General features: G+C 64.1%; 25 protein-coding genes and 1 tRNA gene. 6 read left to right on the forward strand and 20 right to left on the reverse strand.

Annotation, left to right across the window (positions count from 1 at the left end):
• Positions 1-95 precede the first annotated feature (95 nt).
• A complete protein-coding gene (uvrB, locus tag QOL57_RS03460) occupies positions 96-2,120 on the reverse strand; it encodes an excinuclease ABC subunit UvrB (RefSeq protein WP_089240051.1) in 2,025 nt (674 codons plus the stop codon).
• Between the two features lie 179 nt (positions 2,121-2,299).
• Here uvrB and QOL57_RS03465 point away from each other — a divergent pair, with 179 nt between their 5' ends.
• Positions 2,300-2,794: a GspH/FimT family pseudopilin gene (locus QOL57_RS03465; protein WP_089240049.1), complete on the forward strand. Its 495-nt coding sequence runs from the start codon at positions 2,300-2,302 to the stop codon at positions 2,792-2,794.
• 52 nt (positions 2,795-2,846) lie between these two features.
• On the opposite strand, the gene QOL57_RS03470 is transcribed toward QOL57_RS03465, so the two are convergent.
• The 11 genes from QOL57_RS03470 to grxD all read right to left on the reverse strand — a co-directional run bounded on the left by QOL57_RS03470 (position 2,847) and on the right by grxD (position 16,251).
• A tRNA-Asn gene (locus QOL57_RS03470) sits at positions 2,847-2,923 on the reverse strand.
• 45 nt (positions 2,924-2,968) lie between these two features.
• Positions 2,969-3,376, reverse strand: coding sequence for a type IV pilin protein (locus QOL57_RS03475; protein WP_089240047.1), 408 nt, complete (start codon positions 3,374-3,376; stop codon positions 2,969-2,971).
• A gap of 23 nt (positions 3,377-3,399) precedes the next feature.
• Positions 3,400-7,161: a PilC/PilY family type IV pilus protein gene (locus QOL57_RS03480; RefSeq protein ID WP_089240045.1), complete on the reverse strand. Its 3,762-nt coding sequence runs from the start codon at positions 7,159-7,161 to the stop codon at positions 3,400-3,402.
• Positions 7,162-7,174: 13 nt separating this feature from the next.
• A complete protein-coding gene (locus tag QOL57_RS03485) occupies positions 7,175-7,696 on the reverse strand; it encodes a PilX N-terminal domain-containing pilus assembly protein (protein WP_089240043.1) in 522 nt (173 codons plus the stop codon).
• Positions 7,697-7,701: 5 nt separating this feature from the next.
• Complete coding sequence (locus QOL57_RS03490; protein ID WP_089240041.1) at positions 7,702-8,859, reverse strand: PilW family protein; 1,158 nt, start codon at positions 8,857-8,859, stop codon at positions 7,702-7,704.
• An 8-nt stretch (positions 8,860-8,867) separates the two neighbouring features.
• A complete protein-coding gene (gene pilV, locus QOL57_RS03495) occupies positions 8,868-9,365 on the reverse strand; it encodes a type IV pilus modification protein PilV (protein WP_089240039.1) in 498 nt (165 codons plus the stop codon).
• On the reverse strand, positions 9,362-9,877 hold the full coding sequence (locus tag QOL57_RS03500; RefSeq protein ID WP_089240037.1) for a GspH/FimT family pseudopilin: 516 nt from the start codon (positions 9,875-9,877) through the stop codon (positions 9,362-9,364). Before QOL57_RS03500 ends, pilV begins: the two co-directional genes overlap by 4 nt.
• 173 nt (positions 9,878-10,050) lie before the next feature.
• Positions 10,051-11,439, reverse strand: a complete 1,389-nt coding sequence (gene ppnN, locus QOL57_RS03505; protein WP_089240035.1) for a nucleotide 5'-monophosphate nucleosidase PpnN — start codon at positions 11,437-11,439, stop codon at positions 10,051-10,053.
• 252 nt (positions 11,440-11,691) lie between these two features.
• Positions 11,692-14,928: a carboxypeptidase regulatory-like domain-containing protein gene (locus QOL57_RS03510; protein ID WP_089240033.1), complete on the reverse strand. Its 3,237-nt coding sequence runs from the start codon at positions 14,926-14,928 to the stop codon at positions 11,692-11,694.
• A gap of 208 nt (positions 14,929-15,136) precedes the next feature.
• Positions 15,137-15,934 (reverse strand): SDR family NAD(P)-dependent oxidoreductase, encoded by a 798-nt coding sequence (locus QOL57_RS03515; RefSeq protein ID WP_089240031.1) that lies wholly within the window; start codon positions 15,932-15,934, stop codon positions 15,137-15,139.
• Positions 15,931-16,251: a Grx4 family monothiol glutaredoxin gene (gene grxD, locus QOL57_RS03520; protein ID WP_025875264.1), complete on the reverse strand. Its 321-nt coding sequence runs from the start codon at positions 16,249-16,251 to the stop codon at positions 15,931-15,933. The genes QOL57_RS03515 and grxD overlap by 4 nt, the downstream gene beginning before the upstream one ends.
• 120 nt (positions 16,252-16,371) lie before the next feature.
• Here grxD and QOL57_RS03525 point away from each other — a divergent pair, with 120 nt between their 5' ends.
• Positions 16,372-16,950, forward strand: a complete 579-nt coding sequence (locus QOL57_RS03525) for a superoxide dismutase (RefSeq protein WP_089241242.1) — start codon at positions 16,372-16,374, stop codon at positions 16,948-16,950.
• 189 nt (positions 16,951-17,139) lie between these two features.
• Here the strand turns inward: QOL57_RS03525 and QOL57_RS03530 are convergent, their stop codons facing one another.
• Both QOL57_RS03530 and purE read right to left on the reverse strand, forming a co-directional pair.
• On the reverse strand, positions 17,140-18,288 hold the full coding sequence (locus tag QOL57_RS03530; RefSeq protein WP_089240029.1) for a 5-(carboxyamino)imidazole ribonucleotide synthase: 1,149 nt from the start codon (positions 18,286-18,288) through the stop codon (positions 17,140-17,142).
• Positions 18,285-18,788 carry a 5-(carboxyamino)imidazole ribonucleotide mutase gene (purE, locus tag QOL57_RS03535; protein WP_089240027.1) on the reverse strand — a complete coding sequence of 168 codons (504 nt, stop codon included), beginning with the start codon at positions 18,786-18,788 and terminating at the stop codon, positions 18,285-18,287. Before purE ends, QOL57_RS03530 begins: the two co-directional genes overlap by 4 nt.
• A gap of 58 nt (positions 18,789-18,846) precedes the next feature.
• On the opposite strand from purE, the gene QOL57_RS03540 reads away from it, so the two are divergent.
• The 4 genes from QOL57_RS03540 (at position 18,847) to QOL57_RS03555 (ending at position 21,477) form a co-directional block, all read left to right on the forward strand.
• Positions 18,847-19,116, forward strand: a complete 270-nt coding sequence (locus QOL57_RS03540) for a Trm112 family protein (protein ID WP_089240025.1) — start codon at positions 18,847-18,849, stop codon at positions 19,114-19,116.
• The gene (gene nadC, locus QOL57_RS03545) at positions 19,113-19,964 is read left to right on the forward strand and encodes a carboxylating nicotinate-nucleotide diphosphorylase (protein ID WP_089240023.1); all 852 of its coding nucleotides are present in this window, start codon (positions 19,113-19,115) and stop codon (positions 19,962-19,964) included. Before QOL57_RS03540 ends, nadC begins: the two co-directional genes overlap by 4 nt.
• Positions 19,965-20,076: 112 nt before the next feature.
• A complete protein-coding gene (locus tag QOL57_RS03550) occupies positions 20,077-21,057 on the forward strand; it encodes a DUF2272 domain-containing protein (protein ID WP_089240021.1) in 981 nt (326 codons plus the stop codon).
• Positions 21,058-21,126: 69 nt separating this feature from the next.
• Positions 21,127-21,477, forward strand: a complete 351-nt coding sequence (locus QOL57_RS03555) for a DUF3301 domain-containing protein (RefSeq protein WP_089241240.1) — start codon at positions 21,127-21,129, stop codon at positions 21,475-21,477.
• An 83-nt stretch (positions 21,478-21,560) separates the two neighbouring features.
• On the opposite strand, the gene QOL57_RS03560 is transcribed toward QOL57_RS03555, so the two are convergent.
• The 6 genes from QOL57_RS03560 to QOL57_RS03585 all read right to left on the reverse strand — a co-directional run bounded on the left by QOL57_RS03560 (position 21,561) and on the right by QOL57_RS03585 (position 26,617).
• Complete coding sequence (locus QOL57_RS03560; RefSeq protein WP_089240019.1) at positions 21,561-22,016, reverse strand: ClpXP protease specificity-enhancing factor; 456 nt, start codon at positions 22,014-22,016, stop codon at positions 21,561-21,563.
• Positions 22,017-22,100: 84 nt separating this feature from the next.
• On the reverse strand, positions 22,101-22,736 hold the full coding sequence (locus tag QOL57_RS03565) for a glutathione S-transferase N-terminal domain-containing protein (protein WP_089240017.1): 636 nt from the start codon (positions 22,734-22,736) through the stop codon (positions 22,101-22,103).
• Between the two features lie 134 nt (positions 22,737-22,870).
• On the reverse strand, positions 22,871-23,620 hold the full coding sequence (locus QOL57_RS03570; protein ID WP_089240015.1) for a cytochrome c1: 750 nt from the start codon (positions 23,618-23,620) through the stop codon (positions 22,871-22,873).
• Positions 23,613-24,872 (reverse strand): cytochrome bc complex cytochrome b subunit, encoded by a 1,260-nt coding sequence (locus tag QOL57_RS03575; RefSeq protein ID WP_025875284.1) that lies wholly within the window; start codon positions 24,870-24,872, stop codon positions 23,613-23,615. The genes QOL57_RS03570 and QOL57_RS03575 overlap by 8 nt, the downstream gene beginning before the upstream one ends.
• Positions 24,872-25,492, reverse strand: a complete 621-nt coding sequence (petA, locus tag QOL57_RS03580) for a ubiquinol-cytochrome c reductase iron-sulfur subunit (RefSeq protein WP_025875286.1) — start codon at positions 25,490-25,492, stop codon at positions 24,872-24,874. The genes QOL57_RS03575 and petA overlap by 1 nt, the downstream gene beginning before the upstream one ends.
• Before the next feature lie 195 nt (positions 25,493-25,687).
• Positions 25,688-26,617, reverse strand: a complete 930-nt coding sequence (locus QOL57_RS03585) for a lytic transglycosylase domain-containing protein (RefSeq protein ID WP_089240013.1) — start codon at positions 26,615-26,617, stop codon at positions 25,688-25,690.
• Positions 26,618-26,633: the final 16 nt, after the last annotated feature.

Raw genomic sequence — 26,633 nt, forward strand, 5'->3', positions numbered from 1 at the left:
TGCAGCGCCGCGATTGCGTCGGTGCAGGCCGCGTATATTACGGACGACGACCGGCAAGCGCAATACTTTTGTGAAGAAAAGCCGCTTTACCGCGTTCAGCCCAGGCTGGCTTCCTTCAGCTGCCTGATCTGGTCGCGCACCCGGGCGGCATCCTCGAATTCCAGGTCCTTGGCATGCTGGTACATCCGCTGCTCCAGGGCCTTGAGGCGAGCCGCCAACTGCGCCGGGCTGAGCGAACGGTAGTCGGCCGTATCCTCGGCCACACCGGAACGGCCTTTGCCCTTGCCCTTGCGGGACTCCTTCTCGGCCGCATCCGAGCGCGCGCCCTCCAGCACATCGACAATCGGCCGCAGGACCGAGCGCGGAATGATGCCGTGCTCCTGGTTGTACTCGACCTGCTTGCTGCGACGACGGTCGGTCTCATCGATCGCTGCCTGCATCGAACGGGTGATCCTGTCCGCATACAGGATCGCCTTGCCGCGCACGTTGCGGGCCGCACGGCCGATGGTCTGGATCAACGAGCCAGTCGAGCGCAGGAAGCCCTCCTTGTCCGCATCCAGGATCGCCACCAGCGAGACCTCGGGCATGTCCAGCCCTTCGCGCAGCAGGTTGATGCCGACCAGCACATCGAACTTGCCCAGGCGCAGGTCGCGGATGATCTCCACGCGTTCGACGGTATCGATATCCGAGTGCAGATAGCGCACGCGGATACCGTGCTCGGTCAGGTACTCGGTGAGGTTCTCGGCCATGCGCTTGGTCAGGGTGGTGACCAGCACGCGATCACCGGCCTTGATCCGCTCGTTGGCCTCGCTCATCAGGTCATCGACCTGGGTGCCGACCGGGCGGATCTCCACCACCGGATCGATCAGGCCGGTCGGGCGCACCACCAGCTCGGCCATGTCCTCACCGGCCTCACGGAATTCGTAAGGGCCCGGCGTCGCCGATACATAAATGCTGCGCGGGCAGCGCGCCTCCCATTCCTCGAAGCGCAGCGGGCGGTTGTCCAGCGCCGACGGCAGGCGGAAGCCGAACTCGACCAGGGTTTCCTTGCGCGAACGGTCGCCCTTGAACATGGCGCCGATCTGCGGAATGGTCACATGCGATTCGTCGATCACCAGCAACGCATCGGCTGGCAGGTAATCGAACAGGGTCGGCGGCGGCTCGCCCGGGTTCTTGCCGGTCAAGTGCCGCGAGTAGTTCTCGATGCCATTGCAGAAGCCCACTTCGGCCATCATTTCCAGGTCGAACTGGGTGCGCTGGGCCAGGCGCTGCGCCTCGACCAGCTTGTTCTGTGCGTACAGCTGTTCCAACCGCTCCTTCAGCTCGACCTTGATGGTCTCCACCGCTGCCAGCACCCGTTCGCGCGTGGTGGCGTAGTGGGTCTTCGGGTACACCGTGAAGCGCATCAGGTTGCGCATGGTCTCGCCGGTGAGCGGATCGAACATCGTGATCTTCTCGACTTCCCCATCGAACAGTTCGATGCGCAAGGCTTCACTATCCGATTCTGCCGGGAACACGTCGATCACTTCACCACGCACGCGGAAGGTGCCGCGCTGCAGCTCGTATTCATTGCGCGTGTACTGCAGCTGGGTCAGGTGATTGATCAGGTCGCGCTGGTCGATGCGCTCACCCTTGGACAGGATCAAGCGCAGCGACAGGTAGTCTTCCGGCGCACCCAGGCCGTAGATGGCCGACACGGTCGCCACCACGATCGCATCCGGTCGCGACAGCAGGGTCTTGGTCGCCGCCAGCCGCATCTGCTCGATGTGCTCGTTGATCGAACTGTCCTTCTCGATGAAGGTGTCCGACGACGGCACGTAAGCTTCCGGCTGGTAGTAGTCGTAATAGCTGACGAAATACTCCACCGCGTTGTGCGGGAAGAACGCCTTGAACTCACCGTACAGCTGCGCTGCCAGGGTCTTGTTCGGCGCCATGATCAGCGTCGGCTTCTGGATCTGCTGGATGACGTTGGCGATGGTGTAGGTCTTGCCCGAGCCGGTCACACCCAGCAGGGTCTGCTTGGCGACGCCGGCCTCGAAATTGCTGGTCAGCTTGGCGATGGCATTGGGCTGGTCGCCCGCCGGCGAATACGGCGAGACGAGTTGAAAACTTTCGCTCATGGTGTTGCCAGGTCCCGGGGAAGGTAAGTATAGAGGGCGTCCGGTGACGGTCGGCTGAGGGGAAGCCGGGGATACCGGCAGGGTGATGCCTGATGGCGGGCGCCATTGAAAGGGGCGACGCTCGCTCCATGTCCCCTCCCTCCTGGAAACACCCGCCAGCACTTCCGCCCGCCCAGGGCATGCAACTGATTGAACTGGCAATGGTTGTTGCCGTCCTTTCGGTGATGCTGGCGGCCGGATGGCCGGCGATGCAGTCACTACTGCTACGCCAGCGCGCCGACGCCCTGCAGCTGACCCTGCATGCCAGCCTCTCCAGCGCGCGCAGCCAAGCGCTGATTCGACGTGAAATGATCGGGTTGTGTGCCAGCGAAGACGGGCTTCTGTGCACCGACGACTGGAGTGCAGGCTGGATCGTGTACCGCAGCGGCCAGCGGCGAGGTCCCCCCGCGTCCGCCGAGGCCATCCTGGCACATCATCGCGGTGGCCACGATGTCACGATCCTGGCACAAGCCAGCAGCGGACGGCCGCTCCTGTTTTTCCAGGGAGATGGGCGAAGTCCCGGCGCCAATCTGACCCTGCGCATCTGCGCAGGCAGACAACTGCACGGCAAGCTGGTGGTCAACAATGGCGGCCGCACCCGTAGTGAGCGCAGCAACCGGAACCTGCCATGCTGAACAGAGTCAAGAAAAGCAAAAAGCCGCGATTTCTCGCGGCTTCTGCAGAACCTGGCGCCCGAAGTTGGACTCGAACCAACGACCCCCTGATTAACAGTCAAGTGCTCTAACCGGCTGAGCTATTCGGGCGGGGAGGCGCATTGTACTGGTCGAATTCCGGAAGATCAACACCCCCTACCAACAATCGGAAACCGCTCCTTCCGACGTTTTCCGGTTGGCCTGGTCCAAGGTCATCTTGCCGCAGCTGTCCTTGGCCTGCGTACCCGTTGGAGATGCCGTGATCGTGAACGCGGAACCATCTCCCTTGTAGCTCAGGTTGTATCGCGTCGCCCCGCCTTCGCGCGGCGAGACCTTGCTGGGCAAGGTGTAGCCCGAGTAGGAATTGTTGCTGGAGTGATAGCGCTCCGCACGTTGCGCGTACTCGGCCAGGTCCGCTTTGGCCACTGCACGGTGTGATCGAAGTACGTACTGCTGGTACGAAGGAATGGCGATGGCCGCCAGGATGCCTATGACGATCACCACGATCATCAATTCGATCAACGTGAAGCCCGCTGCGCGATGAGGCGAATGAAAAGGCTGCATGAACGTAGATCCTCGCACGGGAATCACTGGAGCTGCCGCCAGGATTGGCGACCGCAGGGATAAGGCAGATACAGCGACTGGCTGCCAGCGGCGCCCACCACCATCCAGCATGAGCTGCCACCAGGCGGACCTTCCTTGCCACTACCGAGTCGCGGTATGACTGACAGCGATACGTCCTTGATCGGGGCCGTTCCCTCGGTCTTCAGCGACAGGCCCGCCGTACCGGCCGCCGGCTTGACGCCCGTGGGTGAGCCACTCCGGACATTCTCCAGTGCGGGCGCACCGGTCAACGAAGAAAGACCGAACAGCCAGTTCGAGCCACTCGTCGAGCAACCCGCCGTTTCCAGATTGGGGACATAGGTCGGCATGAACATGATGCCGCTGACCAGCATCGGATTACCAACAAACCGCTCACCGTTGGAGGCGGGGAGATTGATCATCCATCCCTGCGCACCGGCCGGTGCAGTCCCTGCGACGATTTTGCGTGCCTCGGCGCCGGTCGCCGGAACATCCGCGGTATAGGGCGCAAGATTGGCGGACGTCAGTGTCGAGGTGACCCTTTTCCCGCCAATGTCATTGACCGCATACAACGCCTGCCGCGAGGTGTCGTCCTTGTCGGTGTAGAACGAGAAGCTACCTGTGCCGAAGTACAGCATCACACCACCCGACGGACCCGTCGCAGCAGTCATGCCGCCCGTGATCGGCTGGCGGAAGTTCCGCGCGCTGGTGTCCTGGCTCACCTGGGTGGTGAAGACGGGAACGGTAAGCGCCGTGTCGGCACTGCTGGTGAGATCGAACTTCCAGATGGCACCGCGCTGATCGGCCGCGTAGACGGTATCGGCAAGACCATCGCGTCCGCGCAGGTCCTGGCTGTCTCCGCGCCAGCGATCCACTACCACCACGTTGCCCAACCCATTGTCTCCGGTGATATTGGCCCCCGTGGCGTTGCTCTCCACCGCCTCGATCATCCGCGTGGAGCCGGACGCCATATCCACGACGAACAGAACGGCCTTGCGGCTGGCACTGCTGTAGCCGTTACCGAAGATTGCTTTCCATGCAACCGTCTTTCCTTCCTTTACCGGCACGATCACCGGCTTGCCCAGCACAAAGCCGATGTTGTTGCGTACACCCTCGTCCAACGACATGTTGAGGTCGCTGATCTCCCAGAGCGCCTGGCCAGTGCCAAACGTCGCCGGATCACTGACGTTCAACGCGAATACCGAGCGGCCACCCGCACCGGCGGTGCCGACCAGCCCCGTCTGCCAGGTGCTGCCGATGAGCATGTCCGAGATGGTGATTGGACCGTCGACGAAATAGCGATGCCGGAAGGTCTGATCAGCGGTATCAGGCTTATACGGGAACAGCAGGTTGGCCATGTGGCCCAGCGAGGTTGCCGGAATATACGCAAAGCGCTCGGTCCCGCCGGTGCTGTCCATCTCACCCGATGCCCCCATGCCACCGTCGAAGGCATGCAGCATGCCGTCATTGGCGCCGACATAGACCGTATAGCGGCCGTTCTTTGCCTTGGTGTCCAGGTATTTGGCATAGCTGACGGCATAATCGGTGCCGAGCTGGCGATAGCCATAGTCATCGACAGGCGAACTCACCACCGGGGCCGAGTTGACGATATCGCCCAGCGGCGTGGTGCGATCGCGGTATTTACCACCGTTGCGCTTCTCCATCGTCGCATCCGCTTTCAGATAACGGATGGCGGTGCTGATATCGGCATCAATGCTCTTCAGCTTGTCAGTCGAGCACACCAGCATCGCTGCGTACTTGCCATCCGGCTTGCTGCACAGATCGGCCAGGCTGATATCGGCCGAACCGAAGTCAACCAGCGTACCCGCCTTGTTGGCAACGATGCGGCGACCCGTCGAAGTCAGCTTCGCCGATGCCTCCCAGGCTTCGCTGAACACCGCGACCTGATCACTGTTGATCTTCACGGTCGAGGCCTTGAGCTTGCTCGACCAATCGGTCGCACCGTTGCGGATGTCGTAGCTCGGCGTCACCGACAGCGACCCTGCACCGATGCGGGCACCGGTCATGCCGATGGTGCCCGACGGCGACTTCCCGCCGGAAATCGAGGCCAGTACCCGGCGCATCGCCTCGGTCACGTCGGCAGGCGTCTGAGCATTGATGAACTCACCACGGCTGTTGAGCGCGGCGTGCCAGATCTCGTCGACGACCGTTCCATCATCGACCGTCGACGGATCGGGGTTACCGTTCCAGTTCGGTGGATTCTTGTACGGGTCAGCCGTGGCGGCAGCATTCACACCGTAAATCCGCCCCTGCGCACCAAGCGTGACACCGTAGAAGTTCATGTGCAGATCGGCCTGGCAGTCCAGGCGCTTCCACTCCGCACTGCCCTGGGAAAGCGTGCCGCAACGCTCATCCACCGGCACCTGCCCCCTGGGGAAACCGGTATCCGAGCGCAAGGGCGTCTTGGTGCCCGAGTAATAGGCCGCAGTGACGTCAGCCATCGTGTTGTTGTAGTTGTCAGCGAAAGGCAGTGTCGGCAGGTTCACGGTATTGACCGCGTCCGCGTTGCCGAACGAGCCGTTCGGATAGTTCTTGGAGTTCGTATAGCCGTCGGTGAACAACATGCCGCCATTGCGCTGGCAGGCGCGGATGACGGGCGCACCGTCATCGGTGCGGCGGAACTGTTCGGCCAGATACTCCACAGCGCGCCGGTTGGGCGTGCCACTGATCGGCTTCAACCCGTAGATCTGCTGATAGAGATCGGCGCGATTGGTCACCAGATCATGCATCTTCACGTTCTTCAGGTCATTGATCGTGAAATAGCCCACACGCATGTTGTCGATGCCGTACAACGCTTCGGTAGACGCACCGACAATGGCCAGCGTGCGACTGCGGTGATACTGGAACCAGTTGGCGAAATTCTGCACCGCAGTATCGTAGGTACCATCGATGCTGTAGTTGTCCTTCTTGATCTGATATCGGCGCAGATTGCACTTGGGCCCGCAGGCACCCTTGATCACCGGTCGATTGGCATCGTCCAGCTTGTATCCGTAGGGCGCAGGTGAATTCTCCGGCAGGTAGAAAGTCGCGGGGAAGTACTGCACGCCATACTGCACCGCAGAGCCGATGTCACGCGAAGCGGTACGCCAGCTGCCGCTCCGGTAATACGCATTGTCGGTTCCCGTCAGGTCGGGAATGCTCATGCCATCGACGAACTGGAACCCTTCATTGTTCCTCGAACGGACACTGGTCATGTCGTACGTGATGTCGTATCCCGCAAATCCGGAGCGCGGGTCGACACGCGCGCCCTGGATGCTGGCGGCGTCCCAACGGCTTCCATCGGCCCTCATCCACGGCTTGTAGCTGACTGCCGGGTTGTAGTAGCTGGCGTTGTAGACGTGCGAGCGGGCGAAGCCGAACATATCCAGCGGCGGGATCGCGCGCCCATACGAATAGCGTTCGTTGTAGTTGCTATGCGCGTAAAGATAGAGATAGCAGTCGACGGAACCGGAGTTGCAGTCCTGGCCGACGCTGTAGAAGCTGCCGCTGTTGTTGAAGAAGCTGCCCGTCGACGTGCTGAAGATCAACCGCCCGTCACCGCCCGGGAACATGCGCTCGAACGTCATAGAATTCGAGTCATCCACGGCCATGATGAACGCGGGGGGCGCCTGCACCTGCACGTTCATCGGCTCCTGCGCCAATACCCCCTGTGCCTGCGCGGCCATCAGGGTATGCACCAGATAGCCGCCAGCGGCGACAACGGCAAGGCCTACGCCCGCCAGGATCCTGCGATTTCGCGTGTTCATGGGTTCCCCACCCTCACAGCTTGAATACGGTATCGACTGCCGAGCGCGACGTCGCGTCGGCATCGGTGTCGCCGGCGTACGTCGTGATCTGGTAGACCGGTGTTGCCGCCTCCAGCGGCTTGCCCATGTCCAGCGCCCCCTCTCCCTGGATGCAGCCCTGGATCTGTCGGACCTTCACTGCCGGCTTGTTGCCCAGCTTGGTCTTGGCGACCCAGTCCGAAGGATCGAAGCCATCATCGCAGCGTTGATCGATGTCGGCCGAGCTGACGGTCGGGCTGTCCCCAAGTGACTGCCGGTTGGCAATCTTCTCTACGGCGTTCTCGGCACTGCGGGCCGCGCCCTCGGCATTCTGGAAGGCCACGTTGCCGGCACGGTAACCGGATGCCATGCGCTCCTGCATGCCGGCCACCTGCATGCCTATCACGCCCAGCAGCGCCAGCATGATCAGCAGAATCAGTGCGACGTAGAGCACGGCACCACGCTGCCGGACAGGGGCAGAGAAAGTGCGGCGCGAAGACAGCTTGATGGAGCGCATGGTCGTCAATTCCCGAACAGGCGGTTGCGCAACGCAACGGAAACTTCATAGGCGCCACGGTGGCGCTGGTCATAGGGATCGCCCGGCGCGATGGTCACGCCGAGCACGCCCAGATACGTGGCTGCCGAGCCTGGTGCCTGCGCCGACGCACGCTGCGGGCTGCGTGCAAGCAATCCCACCTGCACCATGCCGACTCGACGCCATGGGCCCACGGCGGTCGCATCCATCGCGGTACTGATATCACTTGCCACGCGCTGGTCGACGATGCGGCCACTGGGCGGCGTGGAGAGAGAAATGTCCGCTGTTGCATCAAGGCCGAACAGCAGCTGCATGCTCTCGATACCTTCCACCAGCTCCTCGCCGTCACCGTAGCCACCGGCACCGTTGGCACGGGCGCGGTACAGGGCCGGCTCATTGTTGCCGTTGCTCGCGATGTAATACACCAGGCCATCGGCGCGATACAGCATCGTCATCGCGTTGTTGACCGAGTAGCCGGTCAGATCCAGCTTCTCGATCTTGACCGTGGATCCACTGATGCTGGCCGGGAACACATCGGCGCGAGTGCAATCGGCCAGAGCGAACACCGTCGGAGTGCCGGCAGCACCCGCCTTCAGGCGCGCCATGCCGTCACTGGACACCGTCACCGTAGTTGTAGTGCCATCCACACCCACGCCTGTCACAACAGCCCCTTCCGGGCTCAACAGGCGAAGAACAAGCACATCACTGCCCGGCAATGGCGCCGGCTTCAGGTTGCTGATGCTCTTGGGCGCGGATATCGCCGCGCTCCACGTGCGCCCCAGTGTCAGCGTATTGGTCGGGGCGGTGCCTGCGGCCTCATACCCCTGCACAGGCACCGAGAAGTCCAACGGATCTCCGCTGCCGGCGGCGATACCAAGGTTGTAGCGGACATCGCCGGTGTTCTTGATTACGTGCGCCTGATCGTTCACGCAGCCAAAGTGACCTGCCATGCGCAGGTCACGCTGCAGGAAGTCCAATGCAAAGCGCGCGTTCTCCTGGGTTCGGGCAGCACCTTCCGACAGGCGTGAGGCCGCACGGGAAGCGATGAATATCTGCGTGATGCCCAACAGAAGCACCAGACCGATGACCATGGCGATCATCAGTTCGATCAGCGACAGACCGCGGGCTCGTGAATACGGAGTCATGGACGCGCTCACAGGAAAGTGGTCAGGCCGAAGGTGGTTAGGCTGTCAGGCTCCTTTGGATCCCAACGCTGATCACCCCAGGTAATGGCCACACTGACCCGACCGGTGCTTTGGGTAAACTGGACCTCTGCACTGGCCTTGTCACCGAGCGTCTTCACAACCTCACATTGCCAGCGTGCCACATTGGTCTTCGGCGTCACGGCTGCGCCGATCGGCCAGGCGCATGCGCCATTCGCCGTCACCGCACCGGCAGAAAACGAGGCCGACGAGTAAGCACCGCCGGCAAGCGTATCGGTGCGCTGGGCGCGCATCAGTTCGATCAGGTCGTTTGCCAGATTGGTAGCCTGGGTCCGGTAATTGGCACTCTGCACGAAGCGCACGCTTGTCGTCTGCAGCAAGGCAAAGCCGAGCAATCCAAACGCCAGGATCAACAACGCCACCATTACTTCGATCAGGCTGAAGCCGCCCTGGGACGAACGTGGAGCGGCAAGGTTGCGGCGATTCATGAGCAGGTTCCCTTGGTCACCCGGACCTGGCCGGACTTGTTGATCGTCAATGTGCTGCGTTGTTCGCCGGCCTTGCAGGACGCCGGGGACAGCACCACTGTCTGATCGCCTGCGGCCTTGCGACGACCACGGCCATCAAAGGCGATGGTCGCGCCCGAGGGACCGACCACGCTCAGCTGCGGATTGCCCAGGGAGAAGCGCAGCACGCTGTCATTGCTGCCCAGCACGCCATCCGCATCGAGATCGGACCAGGCCAGCAGCCCCTTGGACCATTCGCCATCACAGGCCTGGCCATCGGTACTGCCACAGATACCACCCCCCCGGTTGTTGCGGATGGCCTCGCTGCGCGCAAGGTTGGTCAACGCGATCACTTCGTTGTTCGCCGTCGCCAGACGGTTGGAGCGCATCATGCTGCGGAAGCTCGGATAGGCGATCGACGCCAGGATCACGAAGACCATCAGCGTGACCATCAGCTCAATCAGCGTGAAGCCCTTGGACCGGCGCAAAGACATTGGACGCTCCCCAGCGTGTTGGTGGCCACGATGGCGCACCAGCCTGCCGCCGGCAAGCGGCGGCAGGATGAACGGTCAGATCCGGGCGACGGGCGTCAAAGGCTTGACGACCCGCCCTGCCCCAGCCGGTCCGGCACGGCCCCCGCCGCGCCGGCCAGCCGCCCTCGCCGGGCTTACGCCAGCACCTGGTAGCAGGGCTGGTACTCGCCGGAGATCTTCATCCGGCGCTGCTCGACGAAGGCACGCAGCAGCGCGTCCAGGGCCTGCATCATGTCGGGGTCGCCATGGATCTGGAACGGCCCGAACTCCTCGATGCGGCGCATGCCATCTTCCTTCACGTTGCCGGCCACGATGCCCGAGAACGCCCGGCGCAGGTCGGCCGCCAGCGCGTGCGGCGCACGCCCGTGATGCAGGTCCAGCGCCGCCATCGCTTCGTGCGTCGGCACGAACGGCTGCTGGTATTCCCACGGAATCTCGATGGACCAGTTGAAGAAGAACGAATCCTTCTGCGCCAGGCGGTGCTCACGCACGCGCTTGATGCCGGCCGACATCTTCTTGGCCACCGCCACCGGATCGCCGATGACGATTTCGTAGCGCTCTGCCGCAGCGTCGCCCAGGGTCAGGCGGATGAAGCGGTCGATCTGCTCGAAATACGGCGCGGCCACGGTCGGACCGGTCAGGATCAGCGGGAACGGCAGGTCCTTGTTCTCTTCGCGCAGCAGGATGCCGAGCAGGTACAGGATCTCCTCAGCGGTACCCACGCCACCGGCGAACACGATGATGCCGTGGCCAATGCGGACGAAGGCCTCAAGGCGCTTCTCGATGTCCGGCATGATCACCAGGTGGTTGACGATCGGGTTCGGCGACTCGGCGGCGATGATGCCCGGCTCGGTCAGGCCGATGTAGCGCGTCACCGTGCGGCGCTGCTTGGCATGGGCGATGGTGGCGCCCTTCATCGGGCCCTTCATCGCGCCCGGGCCGCAGCCGGTACAGATGTCCAGGCCGCGCAGGCCAAGCTCGTAGCCCACCTGCTTGGTATACAGGTACTCGTCACGTGAGATCGAGTGACCGCCCCAGCAGACCACCAGGTTCGGGTCACCCGGGTTGAGGATGCGCGCGTTGCGCAGCAGCCCGAACACCGCATTGGTGATGCCCTCGGACGACTCCAGCTCGGCCGCATAGGCCGGGCCCATCTCGATGGCCATGTAGGCCAGGTCGCGGACCACCGCGAACAGCAGCTCGGCGACACCGCGGATGATTTCGCCATCGACGAACGCCATCGCCGGCGCATTGGCCAGGTCGATGCGTACGCCACGATCCTGCTGCGCCACCTGGATGTCGAAGTCGGGATAGAGATCGCGCGCCGCGCGCGGATCATCGGAAGCACTGCCACTGGTCAGCACGGCCAGCGCGCAGCGGCGCAGCAGCTCATGCATGCCGCCGCCGGAGGCATCGCGCAGGCGCGCAACCTCGGCCCGCGACAGCACATCCAGTCCACCGCGCGGGTAGATCCGCGCGTCCTGCACCGGCAGCGTCCGCGCTGCCTTTTCATTCGTTGTCATATCCACTTTTCTGCTTCCTTTAAGGTGTCCGACTGTACTGCCGCCCCCTTAAAAAGCAAAACGGCCGGGAAGCCCGACCGTTGGATAGGTGCGTCCCGCGTTCGCCGCTTCGGGACCGCTTCGGCGGCATCTGCGCCGCGCACGTGTTTGGATGCTACGCCGATGCAGGCACCCCCGCAAGGACTTTCGCCTGAACGGAAAACGGCCGGGTTTCCCCGGCCGTTTCCCTTTACTGCTTCAGGCTCTGACGGATCAGAACTTGTACTTCAGGGTCAGCTGCATCGACCAACGCGACACGCCAGTGTTGCCCTTGTCGTTGTTGTTTTCCTGGATGGTCGGGGTATCGGTGGCGCCGGTGAAGTTGTAGATGTACTTGCCGGTTGCCGGATCGATACCTGCATAGCTGGCCACGCGGGCGGTGGAGTTGAAACCGTAATCTTCAATACGGCCCCACTTCTTGTTCAGCAGGTTGCCGACATTCATGATGTCCAGCGCCAGCTCACCCTTGTGCTCCTTCACGAAGCCCGGGAATTCCTGGGCGATGTGCAGGTCGAAGCTGTTCACCCACTTGGTGCGGAACGCATTGGCCGGAGCAATTTCGCCCTGGTACTTGGCCAGCTGCGGGTTGGCGGCAAGCCATTCAAAGAACGACTTCTCCATCGCCGCACCGCCGGTGAACTTGACGTCGCCCGGGCCCTTCGGCACGTAGAACAGGTCGTTGAAGTAACCGGCGCCAGTGGTGGCGGCGGCATCGCCGTTCATGTCGTTGTAGTAGATGTAGCTGAACGGACGACCCGAACGGCCTTCGTAGAACAGGCCCACGGTGGTGTTGTAATTGCCGAAGAACGCCTTCTTCCAGTTGATCGAACCGGTCACGCGGTCCTTGATCGCGTAGCGCGAATCATAGGCCACGTTCTCGTTGGCGGTGCCGATCAGGGTGCTGCCCCAGTTGGAGGTGTTCTGCGAGCTGGTCAGCGGGCTGACTTCCTTCGCGGCGGTGTAGGTATAGGCCAGCGACCAGCCCCAGTTCTCGGTCAGCGGCTTGTTCAGGCCAGCGGTGAACTGGCGGCTGCTGCCCTTGTCGGTGTTCTTCATGAGCAGCACGTCGCCCATGTCGGTCGGACGATTGGACTTGCCGCCCGCACCATTGCTGCCTTCGCGGATGGAGCAGTTGGCGCCGGCACAGGGCGTGTAGCCTGCCGGATTCCAGTACAGCTCGCGACCGTCCTGGCCAATACGGGTGTACGACGGGCCACCAGCATTCTTGTACAGATCCAGGCGCTCGAAGTAGATCGCGCTCTTGACCTTGGTGTACAGGAACTCAGCCGACGCAACGATGCCATACCACGGCAGCTCGTGATCGAAGGCGATGTTGGACTTCCACACCGACGGCAGCTTCAGGTCAGGCGCGGCGATGTCCACGTTCTGACGACCCGCACCGGAGGTCGGGATGTACGGCGGATTGACGCCCGGGGTGAAGATGCCGTTCTGATTGCGGACGGTGTACTCGGTGTAGTTCAGACCGGTGTTCTGGTAGGCACCGGCCAGCCACACGTTCGGGGCAGCGCCGCCGAACAGGCCCACGCCACCGCGCAGCTGGGTCGGACGATCGCTGTCGAAGGTGTAGTTGAAGCCGAAGCGCGGCTGCACCAGCTTGCTGTCAGGCAGCTGCGTGTTGTCGTACCCGTACAGTTCCATGATGCGCGGGTTGTACAGGCGCTGGGTGCCGAAGTCCGGCATGTCGACGCGGACGCCGGCCTGCACGGTCAGGTTGCTGTTGACTGCCCAGCTGTCCTGGATGAACACGCCGGTGTTCTTCAGCGTGTACTTCGCCGGGATGTCGTCGTAGCTGCCGCCAGCTGCCGGGGCACGCACAACGTACTGGTTCACGCGGTTGGCAGCGAAGTCGGCCAGGCTCGAGAACGTGTACGCGCCGTTGACGTTACGACCGTAGTAGTTCATCAGATCGTTGTCGGAATAGTCGAAACCGAACTTGACGGTGTGGTCGCCTACGTACCAGGTGGCGGCACCAAAGGCGCTCAGTTCCTTGCTCTCGACCGCATTGACGTGCGAGTTCTGCTCGGTACCGAAGTACAGCGAGTCATTGCCGCTGGCACCAAAGCCGCGGACCTGGATGTGCGGCAGGTTCGACGGGGTGGTGCGGACCGAGGTGTATTCCTTGTGCGAGATCTTGAACTCGGTCGAGAAGTTCTCGGACCAGTCGCTGAACAGCTCGCCCATCCAGGATTCATACGTCTTCGGCTGCTGGTACCAGAAGCTGCTCAGCGAAACCGCGCTGTTGCTGATCTGCGGGAAGCGGACAACATTCTGCTCGAGCTTGTTGTAACGCACCGCGGCACGGTGGTTTTCGTTGATGTTCCAGTCGATCTTCAGCGCATACTCTTCGACTTCGGTCTTGTTGGCCGGTGCGTTGAGCGAACCTGCGTCGAAGCCATAGCCGGTCGCGATCTGCTGCGCGCGGGCGATGTCGGCATCGGTGATGGTGCCCTTGCCGTACGGCGAATCGGTCAGGCTGACGCCCGGGGCCGAACGCTCCATCTTTTCGTAGTTGGCGAAGAAGAACAGCTTGTCCTTGACGATCGGGCCGCCGAAGGTCATGCCGTAGGTTTTTTCGTCATCGAAGCCGTTGAAACGGACGCCATCCAGGTTCTTGCGAACCATGTCCTTGTCACGGTACGCGTAATACACGGTACCGCCGAAGTTGTTGGTACCCGACTTGGTCACCGCATTGATCACCGCGCCCGTACCGCCGGCAATGGTGGTGTCGTAGTTGGCGATGTCGATGTTGATTTCCTGGATCGCATCCATCGACACCGGCTGACGCTCGGTCGGCAGGTTGTTGGATTCCAGGCCGAACGGATCGCCGGCACCGATACCATCGATGCGGATCGCGTTGTAACGGGTGTTCTGGCCACCGACCGAGATCGCACCGTCAGCCTTGCTGACCTGCGAGATGCGCGGATCGAGGCGGATGTAATCCTGGATGTTGCGGTTCACCGACGGCAGCGAATCCAGGGTTTCGCGGTTGACGTTGGTGCCGGTGCCCATCTTGTAGGCGCTGAACAGGTCGCTGCCCACTGCAGCAGCGACGACCTGGACAGCATCCAGGTTGGTGGCGGCAACATCGCCGGCCAGGTTGGCATTGACCGTGTTGACCTGGTTCAGGTTCAGGTAGACGCCGTCTTCGGTCTTGGTGCCCTCACCCGGCTTGGTGATGGTGATGGTGTACGGACCACCCACGCGCAGGCCGCGCGCGTTGTAACGACCCGACGCATCGGTGGTCGCACGCGAAACGGTGCCCGATTCGGTGTGGGTGATGGTGACTTCAGCACCAGCAACAGGCGCGCCCGCATTGGACACGACCTGGCCGCCGACACCGGCAGAGGTGCTCTGGGCGAAGGCGGGAGCGGCGGCGAGCGCAGCCACGAGACCAAGGGTGAGCTTGGACATCCGGAATGGGTGAGTCATTGTTCGGTAGCCTCGATGCGAGTTGGCGATGGCGGAAAAAAAGCGCATCCAAGCAGCCTTGCGGGCGGCTGTTCGGACATTTATCTGGGGTTCCCTACCGTGAACGGCAGCTGCCGCAACGGTTAACACTAGATTAACACGCTACGCTTTCAATGTGACGGTTGTGCGACAAACGGCACCGGATCGCAACGCTATCGTGACGGAATCTTCATTCCGCCTTACGAACGTCTTCACTCGTCGATGGCGGATTGCCCGCATCGAACACCTGCCCCCGCCACGCCTGTCCAGCGGCGGACAACAGGGTCACGGCCGCCGCAGCGGCGGCCTCCGGGCCACGTGCGGCCGGATCCTGGTCGATCGAGTAGGCCCGCGCCCGCAGGGCGGTACGCAAGGGGCCGGGGTAAAGACCACTTACCCGCACCGGGCTGCGGGCCAGCTCGTCATGCAGGCTGCCGATCAGCCCGCGCAGGCCATGCTGGGCAGCACCATAGCCGCCCCAATACGCCTGGCCCACCCGCTCAGGGGCATCCACGGTGAATACCAGAGCCGCGTCTTCACGCTGACGTAGCAACGGCAGGCAGGCCTGGGCCAGCCAGGCCGGAGCGGTCAGGGTGACGTGCACGGCACGGGCGAAACTGGCCGGGTCGGCCAGCTCGAACGGGGTAAGGCCGGGAAAGTGCGCTGCACAGACCAGCAGGCCATCAAGACGCCCCAGCTCCTGCGCCACGGCCTGGGCCAGTTCGGCATAGTCATCGGGACCTGCACCTTCCAGGTCCAACGGGTACAACAACGGCTCCGGCCCGACCGCCTGTACCTGGGCATAGACCCGGTCCAGCCGGCGTGGCTTGCGCCCCAGCAGGACCACGGTCGCTCCCGCCTCGGCGGCAGCCACAGCGGCGGCACTCCCCAGCCCACCACCGGCGCCGGCAACGAGCACCACGCGATCCTGCAACGGGCGGCCATCGAGCGCCCCGTCTGCCGGTGACGTCGATGGCCAGGCGCTCATCCCTGCGCAGCCTCTTCGACGATGCGCTTGAGCTCGCCGGCTTCGAACAGTTCCATGACGATGTCACAGCCGCCGATCAACTCACCGTTGATGAACAGCTGCGGGAAAGTGGGCAGATTGGAGAAGCGCGGCAGGTTGGCGCGGATCTCCGGCTCTTCCAGCACATTGACCGTGCGCAGCGCAACGGCGCCTGCGGCCATCAAGGCCTGCACGGCGCGGCTGGAATAGCCGCACATGGGGTATTGCGGGGTGCCCTTCATGAACAGCACGAGCGGGTAACGATCCACCTCGGCCTGGATTTGCTGCATTACCGCCACACCTCACTCCTTGCTTCGCCGGACAAACCAACCGTGATGGTCGGCTAGACTGCCCACGGTAGCCCCCATTGTAAGCCGATGGTACCGGCTGCCGCCGCCCCCCTGGCCACGAACCTGTCCATGCCCGTCGAATTGCCCGCCCTGCCCTACCTGCCCTCGTCCCTGCAGCCGCACCTGTCGGCACAGACCGTGGAACTGCATCACGGCCGCCACCATCGCACCTACGTCGACGCGGTCAACGCCGCCATCGTCGGCACCGAATGGGAAGAAGCCACGCTGGAGGACATCGTCCGCCACGCCCAGGGCGCGCTGTTCGATGCCGCTGCCCAGGCCTGGAACCACGGCTTCTACTGGCAGTGCCTGCGCCCGCGTGGCGGTGGCGAACCGCAGGGCCGCCTGGGCGAACTGGTCAAGCGCCAGTTCGGCGACGGCCAGCGTCTTCGCGAAGAGTTCAACCGGACCGCGCTTGGCCTGTTCGGCTCCGGCTGGGTGTGGCTGGTACAGCACCCGGGTGGGCAGCTCGGCCTGCAGGCGACGCGCAACGCGGGCACGCCGCTGACCGGCGACAGCACGCCACTGCTGTGCTGCGATGTCTGGGAGCACGCGTACTACAGCGACTACCAGAATGATCGTGCGCGTTATCTGGAAGCATTCTGGCAACTGGTGAACTGGGAGTTCGCCGAGAGCCAGCTGCGCTGATACGGACGGGCATCCGCCGGGCATGAGCCGGCGCTACCGGCATCACGCCATGCCGTGGTGGATGCCCGGCGATGCCCACCTTGGTGGGCACCGCTCTGGTAGCTGCCCACCTTGGTGGGCATTGCCGGCCAGCGGCCGGCACTACCAAGATCAGCCACGTTTGCCGGCCGACGGCCGGCATCACCTTGGTCAGCCGTTGCGCAGCGCGTGCACCGCTGGGGCCACCTGGGCCTGGCGGTCCAGCTCCAGCCCCACCTGCACCAACGCATCAGCCAGTGCACCGGCATCATCGTCACGCAGCGTCGCGTGCCCGACCTTGCGGCCGTCACGCGACTCCTTGCCATAGTCGTGCCAATGGCCGCTGGCCTGCTGCAGGACCGGCGTCGGGTCAGGCATCGCCCCCAGCCAGTTCAGCATGCAGGCATGACCAAGCATGCGGGTACTGCCCAACGGCAGGCCGAGCACCGCGCGCAGGTGGTTCTCGAACTGCGAGGTTTCGCTGCCTTCGATGGTCCAGTGACCGGAGTTGTGCACGCGCGGCGCCATCTCATTGGCCAGCAGCTCACCGTCGCGGCAGAACAGCTCCAGCGCGAACACACCCACGTACTGCAGGTGTTCGGCGACACGCTGGGCATAGCCGATCGCCGCTTCGTGCTCGGCAACGGACAGCACCGCCGGCGCCACGCTGGCCGACAGCACGCCGTCGACATGCCAGTTGCCGGTGACCGGCCACGCCTGGAAGCTGCCATCGCGGCCGCGCACGGCCACCACGCTGACTTCGCGCTGGAAGGCGACAAAGCCCTCGAGGATCAGGCCGGTGCGCTCGACCTGCGCACCCAGCGCCTGCCAAGCCGCATCGATGTCCGCTTCGCTGCGCAGGCGGAACTGGCCCTTGCCGTCGTAGCCCAGGCGGCGGGTCTTGAGGATGCACGGCAGACCGAATTCGGCGGCCTTGGCCGCCAGTTCGTCGCGGCTGCGGATATCGGCGAACGCCGGCAGCGGAATGCCCAACTGCTGGAACAGGGTCTTCTCGCTCAACCGGTCCTGGGCCACGGCCAGCGCCGACGGCGGCGGGTAGACCGGCACGCGGTCGGCCAGCCATTGCGCGCTGTCAGCGGGTACGTTCTCGAAATCGAAGGTCACCACATCGACTTTGGCAGCGAAGTCCGCCAGCGCCTGCCGATCATCGAATGCGCCGACGGTGAGCGGCGCCAGCGTGCCGCTGCAGGCATCGGCCGCCGGATCGTACAGTTCGAAGCGCAGTCCCAGCGGCGCACCGGCCAGGACCATCATGCGGGCGAGCTGACCGCCGCCGAGGATGCCGACGGTCAGGCTCATTGGCGCGGATCGTCGTGGGCCATCACGTCTTCGGTCTGGCGCGTGCGGAAGCTGTCCAGCGCCTGGCCGATGGCCGGCTGGTCGCTGGCCAGCATCGCCGCGGCGAACAGCGCGGCATTGGAGGCGCCGGCATTGCCGATGGCGAAGGTGGCGACCGGGATGCCGGCCGGCATCTGCACGATCGACAGCAGCGAATCCATGCCGTTGAGGGCCTTGGACTGTACCGGCACGCCCAGCACCGGCACCGCGGTCTTGGCCGCGATCATGCCCGGCAGATGCGCGGCACCGCCGGCGCCGGCAATGATCGCGCGCAGCCCGCGCGAACCTGCCTGCTCGGCATAACTGAACAACACATCCGGTGTCCGATGCGCGGACACCACCTTCACTTCGAACGGAACACCCAGAGCTTCAAGCTTCTGGGCGGCGTGCTGCATGGTTTCCCAGTCGGAGCGGGAACCCATGACGATGCCGACAAGCGGCGCGATCGGGTTGGGGGTCATTGGCCGTCACCTGCCTTAAAGACGTATTCTAGCCATCTTCCACGCAAGACGAAGAACCATGGATCGCAAGCTGCTCGACCTGCTGGTATCGCCCGACACCCGCCAGCCCCTGTCCCTGCTGGATGGCAAGGGCCTGGAAGCCCTCAACCGGGCGATCGCCGCCGGTACCGTCAACCGCGCCGATGGCAACCCGCTGGCGCAGCCGCTGCGCGAAGCCCTGGTCACCCGCGACCGCAAGCAGGTATTCCGCGTCGACGACGGCATTCCGGTGCTGCTGGCCGAAGAAGCCATCCCGACCGCACAGATCGCCGACTTCCCGACCGCATGAGCGCGCTGCCGACGCCGGATCCAGCCGTCGTCGCGGCCGATGTGGCCCGCGCGTTGGCCGAGGACCTGGGCAGCGGTGACGTTACCGCCGCCCTGCTGCCCGACCAGCCCGACAGCGCCTACCTGCTGTGCAAGCAGGATGCGGTGATCGCGGGCCGCCCGTGGTTCGATGCCACCCATCGCGCGCTCGATGCCGACGTGCAGATCGAGTGGCGGGTGGCCGAAGGCGACCATGTCAGCGCGGGCACCGTGCTGGCCTTGTTGCATGGACGCAGCCGCAGCCTGGTCAGCGCCGAACGCACCTCGCTGAATTTCCTGCAGACCCTGTCCGGCACCGCCACCACCACGGCCCGCTATGTGGCTGCGGTGGAGGGCACAGGCACGCGCATCCTCGATACCCGCAAGACCCTGCCCGGCCTGCGCCTGGCGCAGAAGTACGCGGTGCGGTGCGGCGGCGGCGACAACCACCGCTTCGGCCTGTACGACACGGTGATGCTGAAGGAGAACCACATCCGCGCCGCCGGCTGCCTGGCTGCCGCGGTGTCGGCCGCCCGCCGGCAATGGCCGCAACTGCCGCTGGTGGTCGAGGTCGAGGACCTGGAACAGCTGCGGCAGGCATTGCAGGCCGGCTGTGAACGCATCCTGCTGGACGACTTCAGCCCGGAGCTGCGGCGCGAAGCGGTGCGCATCACCGAAGGCCGCATTCCTCTGGAAGTGTCCGGCAGCGTCGGCCTCGGCGGCCTGCGTTCGATCGCTGAAGATGGCGTGGACTGCATTTCCATCGGCGGCCTGACCAAGCACGTGCAGGCCATTGATCTGTCGTTGAAGCTGGGTCCACCGCCGGGCTGAGGGTGGATTCGCGGATCGTGATGTTGCCGGCCAGCGGCCGGCACTACCGTTCTCACACCCGGCGTTCACAACGGCGCTGCGACGCTGCGACCATCCCCCACAGGAGCCGCGCATGCGCCGGATGCTCTTGCCTGCCTGCCTGCTGCTGGCCGCAACGCCCTTCTCGGCCGCCGCCGTCGAAGCCTGCGATGTACCCCCGCGTTTCGGCCTGAGCCCGTTGGCGGTTGCGATCCGCAATACCGCCTGCAACGAACATCGCCTCTGGTTCCGCCCCTTCATCGACCGTGACGGCCGCGCCGCCAGTCTCAGTGTCACCGAGGCCGAGAGCGATCATCTGGCCGACAACGGCCTGATCGCCTGGCAACGGGTCAGCAGCTACTGGCGCGAAAGCGGCACGCTGAATGCATTGGGCAGCCAGCCCGGTGCCAGCAGTTGCCTGGCCCCATTGGGAACGCGCTACACCGACAGCGATTGCCGCGCGTTCCTGATCGACAATCCGTGGTCAGCGGCGTTCATTTCCTGGGTGATGGTGCGTGCCGGCGTACCCGGCTTCAATACCTCCCCACGCCATATCGACTACATCCGCGCCGCCTACCAGGCCAGCCCTTCCGGCGTGCCCTACCGCCTGGTGGACCCGGCCACCGCCAAGCCGGCACCGGGCGACCTGCTGTGCTTCCTGCGAGACCGCAGCAGCACACTCAGCTACAGCGGATTGGTGCAGGCCCTGGGCAACGGCTCGGTCGGCCATTGGAAGTCGCATTGCGAAGTGGTGGTGGCGGCCAACCTCGGCGGCGACCAGACGCTTTATCTGGTGGGCGGCAATGTCATGAACACCGTGGCGATGCGCCTGCTGCAGCTGGATCGCACCGGCATGATCAAGCTGCCGCCGCCGCGCGAGCGCGACAGCACCGGCATCGACCCGACCTGCACACCGGGTCGCGAGGACGAGTGCAGCTTCAACCGGCAGGACTGGGCCGCACTGCTGCAGTTGAATGCCACGGCACCGCGGGTTGCACCGCTTCCGCCGGCGGTACCCACTGCGCCGACACCGGTGCCGCCGCAACCGGCAACGGAGCCAGGCAGCGATCGCTGAGCAGATGCCGCTTGATCCGGTCGCCATTCGTCGCCATCTTTGGAGGATCGACACCTGACGGCTGAAGCCATGCCCACCCTGCTGATCCTGCTGATTGCCGGCGGTATCGTCTACTTCTTCTGGAACGCAGCGCGTTCGGCCGCCGAACGTGCGGTCGAACTGGGCCGCAATGCCTGCCGCGCCGCCGATGTGCAGTGGCTGGACCAGGCGGTGCACGCCACGGGTCTACGGCTGTCGCGTGGGGAAGATGGCCGGCTCGGTTTCGAGCGCACCTTCAAGTTCGAGTATTCCTACGACGGCATCGATCGCCATGTCGGCCGCATGGTGCTGCGCGGCGACCAGCTGATTTCCTTCACCGGCCCGGGCGCGGCGCGGATCAGCCAGATCCGTGCGGACAACGAGGATGCCGAGGATGTGTGAGCAGAAGCATCCACGCATGGCGTGGATCTACTGGATATCGCGCCGGTAGATCCACGCCATGCGTGGATGAAAAGCTGCGGAAACTACTTGACCACGCGCAGGGTCGGACGGCCTTTCGGCGGCGGGCCAGCGGGCGGCGTATCGTCTGGCGGCGTCTGCTGATCGTCGTGCAGCAGCTCATCACTGGCCTGCGCCGGCTCGCCACCGGGAATGTCGTCCGGCAGCGCCATGCCCTGCCCGGTTTCGCGCGCATACACCGCCAGCACCGCGCTGATCGGCACCTGCACCGGATAGCTGGTGCCGGAGAAGCGCGCCGAGAAGCTCACCGACTCATTGTCGATCACCAGTCGCACGACTGCGCGCTCGGCGATGTTGAGCACCACCCGGCCGTCCTTGACGGCCGAAGGCGGAACCTGCACGCCGGGAACGCCGGCGTCGACCAGGATGTGCGGAGTCAGCTGGTTGTCGTTGATCCATTCCACCAGTGCCCGCAACAGGTACGGGCGGTGGCTGGTCATGTGGAAGAAGTCTTCGGTCATGCGTGAAGTGTAGCGCCCGACGCCCCTGCCGGGGCGGATCGCCTGCACGCCGGTCGGCGTGCAGACGGGAAAGCGGATGCCGGATCAGCCCGGCAGATCGCGCAGTTTCTTTTCCTGATCGGTCAGGCTGCGAACGAAACCGGGGTGGCGGAAGATCCGGTTGCCGTAGTCCTCGATGGCCTTGCTGTCCTTCGGCAACGGCACATCCAGCGACTGCAGACGCCAGATGATCGGGGCCATCGCGCAGTCGGCCAGGCTCATTTCCGGGTTGAGGAAGAACTTGCTGGCCTTGAACAACGGCAGCGAGGCCGTCAACAGTTCCTTCAGCCGCTTGCGCCCTGCCTCGGCCTGGGTCTTGTTGCCCAGCTGGATCGCCTGCACCTGCGGCACCCAGTCATGCTCGATACGCAGCATGGCCAGACGGATGCGCGCGCGCGACAGCGGGTCGACCGGCATCAGCGGCGGGTGCGGATAGCGCTCGTCCAGATACTCGCTGACCACCGACGCGGCATACAGCACCAGCTCGCGCTCGACCAGGGTCGGCACCGAGTGGTACGGATTGAGATCGATCAGATCTTCCGGCGGGTTCTGTGGATCGACCGGAACGAAGTCGAAACTCACGCCCTTGGCCGCCAGCACCAGGCGCACACGGTGGCACAGTACATCGTCGTTCGAGGAAAACAGCGTCAGTGTATTGCGCATGCGTACGCTCGCCGCCATCAAAGGCTCTCCTACGACAGGAGACCGCCTGCCGCATCGGCGCCACCAGCACCGTGCTGGCGGTCGACTCCTCCCCGAGTGTGCAACCGACCATCACAAAAGCCAATAGGCCCGATGCAATGGCCGGCTCTGGATCAGTGCACGTCCTTCCAGTATTCCTTCTTCAACAGGTACACCAGGAAGGTCAGCAGGGCCAGGAACAGGATCACCCAGACACCGAGCTGCTGCCGCTTCAGCGCGGCCGGTTCGCCGGCGTATTCAAGGAAGTTGGTGATGTCGAGCACGGCCTGGTCGTACTGGCCCGCATCAACCGAGCCCGGGTTTTCGATGCGCAGGCCGGTCACCGGCGGGTCCATGCCCGGCGCTTCAGCCTTGCCATGCACCGCATGCTGCAGGCCCTGCATCTCCCACAACGGATTGGGCATGGAGGCGTTGGCGAACAGCGCGTTGTTCCAGCCCAGCGGGCGGCTGCTGTCCAGGTAGAACGACTTCAGGTAGGTATAGATCCAGTCGCTGCCGCGCACCCGGGAAATCAGGCTCAGGTCCGGCGGCATCTTGCCGAACCACTTCTCGGCCTGCTCCTTGGGCATCGCCACGGGCACCGGATCGCCGACCGCCGAGCCGGTGAAGTTGAGGTTGTTCATCACCTCTTCCTCGCTCAGCCCCAGGTCCTCGCCCATCCGCGAATAGCGCAGGTATTTCAATGCGTGGCAGCCGCTGCAGTAGTTCATGTACAGCTGGGCGCCGCGCTGCAGCGACGCCCGGTCACCCAGGTCGTTGCCGGCCTGCAGGAGCTTGGTGCCGCCCTCGGCGGCCATGGCCAGGGTACTGCCCAGCATCAGGGCGGCCGCCAGGGCCAGCCGGACCATCCAGCGCTCAGTCATGCGTGGTCACCCTTTCCGGTACCGGCTTGGTCTTGTCCAGCCTTGTCCATATCGGCATGGTGATGAAGAAGGCGAAGTACAGGAAGGTCAGCACCCGCCCGACATAGGTCTCGTGCGCATCGGTACCAGGACCGGAGCCGATCACCATCAACCACGCGAAGCACACCACGAACATGCCCAGCAGGCCGCGCGACAGCCAGCCGCGGTAGCGGTAGGACTTGACCTTGGCGCGGTCGAGCCAGGGCACCAGGAACAGGATGGCGATGGCCGAGAACATCACGATCACGCCGCCCAGCTTGTTCGGCACCACCCGCAACATCGCGTAGTACGGCGTGTAGTACCAGACCGGCTTGATGTGCTCGGGGGTGACCAGGCGGTTGGCTTCGGTGAAGTTGTCGTGTTCCAGGAACAGGCCACCGAAGGCCGGCGCGAAGAAGATGATGAAGGCCGCGATGATCAGCAGGAAGCCCGCACCGACGCCATCCTTGAGCGTGTAATAGGGATGGAACGGAATGCCGTCGGTCGGCGCGTTCGGTGACCAGCGGTTGCCCTTCGGCCCCTTCTTGATCTCCACGCCATCGGGATTGTTCGAACCCACTTCATGCAGCGCACCCAGGTGCAGCACCACCAGCAGCAGCAGCACCAGCGGCAGCGCGATCACGTGCAGTGCGAAGAAGCGGTTGAGTGTGGCGTCGCTGGGCAGGTAATCGCCCATGATCCATTCGGTCAGGCCGTTGCCGATGACTGGAATAGCGCCGAACAGCGAGATGATCACCTTGGCGCCCCAGAACGACATCTGGCCCCACGGCAGCACGTAGCCCATGAAGGCTTCGGCCATCAACACCAGGTAGATCAGCATGCCCAGGATCCACACCAGCTCGCGTGGTTTCTGGTAACTGCCATACAGCAGCCCGCGGAACATGTGCAGGTAGACCACGATGAAGAACAGCGAGGCACCGGTGGAGTGCATGTAGCGGATCAGCCAGCCCCACTCCACGTCACGCATGATGTATTCGATGGAGGCGAATGCTTCGGCGGCATTCGTCTTGTAGTGCATGGTCAGGAAGATGCCGGTGACGATCTGGTTGACCAGCACCAGCAGCGCCAGCGAGCCGAAGTAGTACCAGATGTTGAAGTTCTTCGGCGCGTAGTACTCGCTGACATGCTTGCGGTAGATCGGCATCAACCCCGGCGCGCGGGCATTGACCCAGTCGGCCACGCCGGTGGCGGTACGGCTGAGGATGTTGGACATCAGGCAGCCCCCTGCGGATCGACACCGATGATGATGGTGTTGTCGTCCTGGTAATGGTGCGCGGGCACCTTCAGGTTGATGGGTGCGGGCACGTCCTTGAAGACGCGGCCGGACATGTCGAAGCGCGACTTGTGGCAGGGGCAGAAATAGCCGCCCTTCCATTGTGGGTCGTAGGGCTCGGGGCGGATTTCACCGACCATTTCCGGCGAACAGCCCAGGTGCGTGCAGAGACCGACCAGCACCGAGATCTCGGGCTTGATCGAGCGCAGCTCCGGGTTCTGCTTGAGCACGTACTCCGGCTGCTGGTCCTTCTCGCCGGACTCGGGGTCCTTCAGACGGCCATCCAGCCCATGCAGCGCATCAAGGATCGCCTTGGACCGTTTGACGATCCAGATCGGCTGGCCACGCCATTCCACGATCAGGCGTTGGCCTTCCTGCAGGGCGCTGATGTCGGCCACCACCGGTGCGCCGGCAAGCTTGGCGCGGGCACTGGGGTTCCAGGATTTGATGAAAGGAACTGCGGTGAATCCGACGCCGACGGCGCCCACCACGGCTGTGGTGGCAGTAAGAAAACGCCGACGTCCGGTGTTGACTGGATCGTGTACCCCATCGTTGGCCATCCGGCACTCCGATATTGATTAGGTAGCTTTAAGGCTGCCAGCGGTTCCGGTGGGGGCCAGAGCCGCATTGAATCTCGGTCGAGTGTAGCGGAACCGTCGCGCGCCACACAACGCATTGCAACAACTCTTTTCAAGGTGTGCCGACTGACAGTCGGCACCTACCCGCTTGAAGGTGTGCCGACCAACGGTCGGTACCTACTGGTGGGTCAGGGCGGTGCGGTAACGCTCGGCCAGCTGCCCTACCCTTCGCACGTAATACTGGGTCTCGCTGTAGGGTGGCACGCCGCCATGGCGATCGACAGCGCCTTCGCCGGCGTTGTAACCGGCCGCGGCCAGGGTCAGATCACCTTTGAAGCGCTTCAACAACCACGCCAGGTACTGCACGCCGCCACGGATGTTCTGCCCGGCGTCGTAGGAATCACTGACGCCGAAACGTGCGGCGGTGGGCGGCATCAACTGCATCAGGCCCTGCGCACCGGCACGGCTGAGCGCGGTCGGGTTGTAGGCCGACTCGGCATGGATGATCGCGCGCACCACTGCCTCTTCCACCCCGAACTCGCGTGCGGCCGAGGTGATCTCGCTCTGGAAGGCCGTGGTGTTCAGGCGCACGCTGCCGAAATCAACGCGCGGATTGACCCCGCAGGCGTAGCAGCGCTCCATGAAGCTGTAGCGTATGGTCCGCACTGGGCCGAGATTGGCGACCTGGGTCGGGCGTGCGCTGGTGTAGTGGCGCACCCCGTCCTGCATGTACGAATAGACCTGTCCGCTGACCATCTTGCCGCCGCGTGGGCTGGCCGGCGTGGACGCTGCCGCGGGCGCAGGAGCCGGCGCGACAGCGGGACTGGCAGCGCTGGCGGCCACGGCAACCGGGTTGCGCTCGGCGCTGGCCACCACTGCAGCAGGCACGGGCACTGGCGTCGGCGCCGAGCTGACGATCGGGGCGCGCACCGCCCTGCCCGCGCTACGGGTGTAGCTGATGGTGCTGCATTGGGCACCGGCCACCCGCTTGCTGACATAGCTGGTGACCCCGTCGGCGCCAAGGCACTTGTACAGGGTGCCGGCGCTGGCCGGCGCAGCGGTCAGCGCAGCGATGATGATCGCCGTTATCCCCAGTCTCCCCTTCATGGCCGCGAGTGTCCCA

The organism is Stenotrophomonas sp. yr243, from assembly GCF_900184195.1.
In the GTDB taxonomy this organism is placed as follows: Bacteria; Pseudomonadota; Gammaproteobacteria; order Xanthomonadales; family Xanthomonadaceae; genus Stenotrophomonas; species Stenotrophomonas lactitubi.

What these genes read in the sequence shown, in the direction of transcription:
- uvrB (WP_089240051.1), bottom strand. Translation starts at nt 2,120, where the DNA reads ATGAGCGAAAGTTTTCAACTCGTCTCGCCGTATTCGCCGGCGGGCGAC.
- QOL57_RS03465 (WP_089240049.1), top strand. Translation starts at nt 2,300, where the DNA reads ATGCAACTGATTGAACTGGCAATGGTTGTTGCCGTCCTTTCGGTGATG.
- QOL57_RS03475 (WP_089240047.1), bottom strand. Translation starts at nt 3,376, where the DNA reads ATGCAGCCTTTTCATTCGCCTCATCGCGCAGCGGGCTTCACGTTGATC.
- QOL57_RS03480 (WP_089240045.1), bottom strand. Translation starts at nt 7,161, where the DNA reads ATGAACACGCGAAATCGCAGGATCCTGGCGGGCGTAGGCCTTGCCGTT.
- QOL57_RS03485 (WP_089240043.1), bottom strand. Translation starts at nt 7,696, where the DNA reads ATGCGCTCCATCAAGCTGTCTTCGCGCCGCACTTTCTCTGCCCCTGTC.
- QOL57_RS03490 (WP_089240041.1), bottom strand. Translation starts at nt 8,859, where the DNA reads ATGACTCCGTATTCACGAGCCCGCGGTCTGTCGCTGATCGAACTGATG.
- pilV (WP_089240039.1), bottom strand. Translation starts at nt 9,365, where the DNA reads ATGAATCGCCGCAACCTTGCCGCTCCACGTTCGTCCCAGGGCGGCTTC.
- QOL57_RS03500 (WP_089240037.1), bottom strand. Translation starts at nt 9,877, where the DNA reads ATGTCTTTGCGCCGGTCCAAGGGCTTCACGCTGATTGAGCTGATGGTC.
- ppnN (WP_089240035.1), bottom strand. Translation starts at nt 11,439, where the DNA reads ATGACAACGAATGAAAAGGCAGCGCGGACGCTGCCGGTGCAGGACGCG.
- QOL57_RS03510 (WP_089240033.1), bottom strand. Translation starts at nt 14,928, where the DNA reads ATGACTCACCCATTCCGGATGTCCAAGCTCACCCTTGGTCTCGTGGCT.
- QOL57_RS03515 (WP_089240031.1), bottom strand. Translation starts at nt 15,934, where the DNA reads ATGAGCGCCTGGCCATCGACGTCACCGGCAGACGGGGCGCTCGATGGC.
- QOL57_RS03525 (WP_089241242.1), top strand. Translation starts at nt 16,372, where the DNA reads ATGCCCGTCGAATTGCCCGCCCTGCCCTACCTGCCCTCGTCCCTGCAG.
- QOL57_RS03530 (WP_089240029.1), bottom strand. Translation starts at nt 18,288, where the DNA reads ATGAGCCTGACCGTCGGCATCCTCGGCGGCGGTCAGCTCGCCCGCATG.
- purE (WP_089240027.1), bottom strand. Translation starts at nt 18,788, where the DNA reads ATGACCCCCAACCCGATCGCGCCGCTTGTCGGCATCGTCATGGGTTCC.
- QOL57_RS03540 (WP_089240025.1), top strand. Translation starts at nt 18,847, where the DNA reads ATGGATCGCAAGCTGCTCGACCTGCTGGTATCGCCCGACACCCGCCAG.
- nadC (WP_089240023.1), top strand. Translation starts at nt 19,113, where the DNA reads ATGAGCGCGCTGCCGACGCCGGATCCAGCCGTCGTCGCGGCCGATGTG.
- QOL57_RS03550 (WP_089240021.1), top strand. Translation starts at nt 20,077, where the DNA reads ATGCGCCGGATGCTCTTGCCTGCCTGCCTGCTGCTGGCCGCAACGCCC.
- QOL57_RS03555 (WP_089241240.1), top strand. Translation starts at nt 21,127, where the DNA reads ATGCCCACCCTGCTGATCCTGCTGATTGCCGGCGGTATCGTCTACTTC.
- QOL57_RS03560 (WP_089240019.1), bottom strand. Translation starts at nt 22,016, where the DNA reads ATGACCGAAGACTTCTTCCACATGACCAGCCACCGCCCGTACCTGTTG.
- QOL57_RS03565 (WP_089240017.1), bottom strand. Translation starts at nt 22,736, where the DNA reads ATGGCGGCGAGCGTACGCATGCGCAATACACTGACGCTGTTTTCCTCG.
- QOL57_RS03570 (WP_089240015.1), bottom strand. Translation starts at nt 23,620, where the DNA reads ATGACTGAGCGCTGGATGGTCCGGCTGGCCCTGGCGGCCGCCCTGATG.
- QOL57_RS03575 (WP_025875284.1), bottom strand. Translation starts at nt 24,872, where the DNA reads ATGTCCAACATCCTCAGCCGTACCGCCACCGGCGTGGCCGACTGGGTC.
- petA (WP_025875286.1), bottom strand. Translation starts at nt 25,492, where the DNA reads ATGGCCAACGATGGGGTACACGATCCAGTCAACACCGGACGTCGGCGT.
- QOL57_RS03585 (WP_089240013.1), bottom strand. Translation starts at nt 26,617, where the DNA reads ATGAAGGGGAGACTGGGGATAACGGCGATCATCATCGCTGCGCTGACC.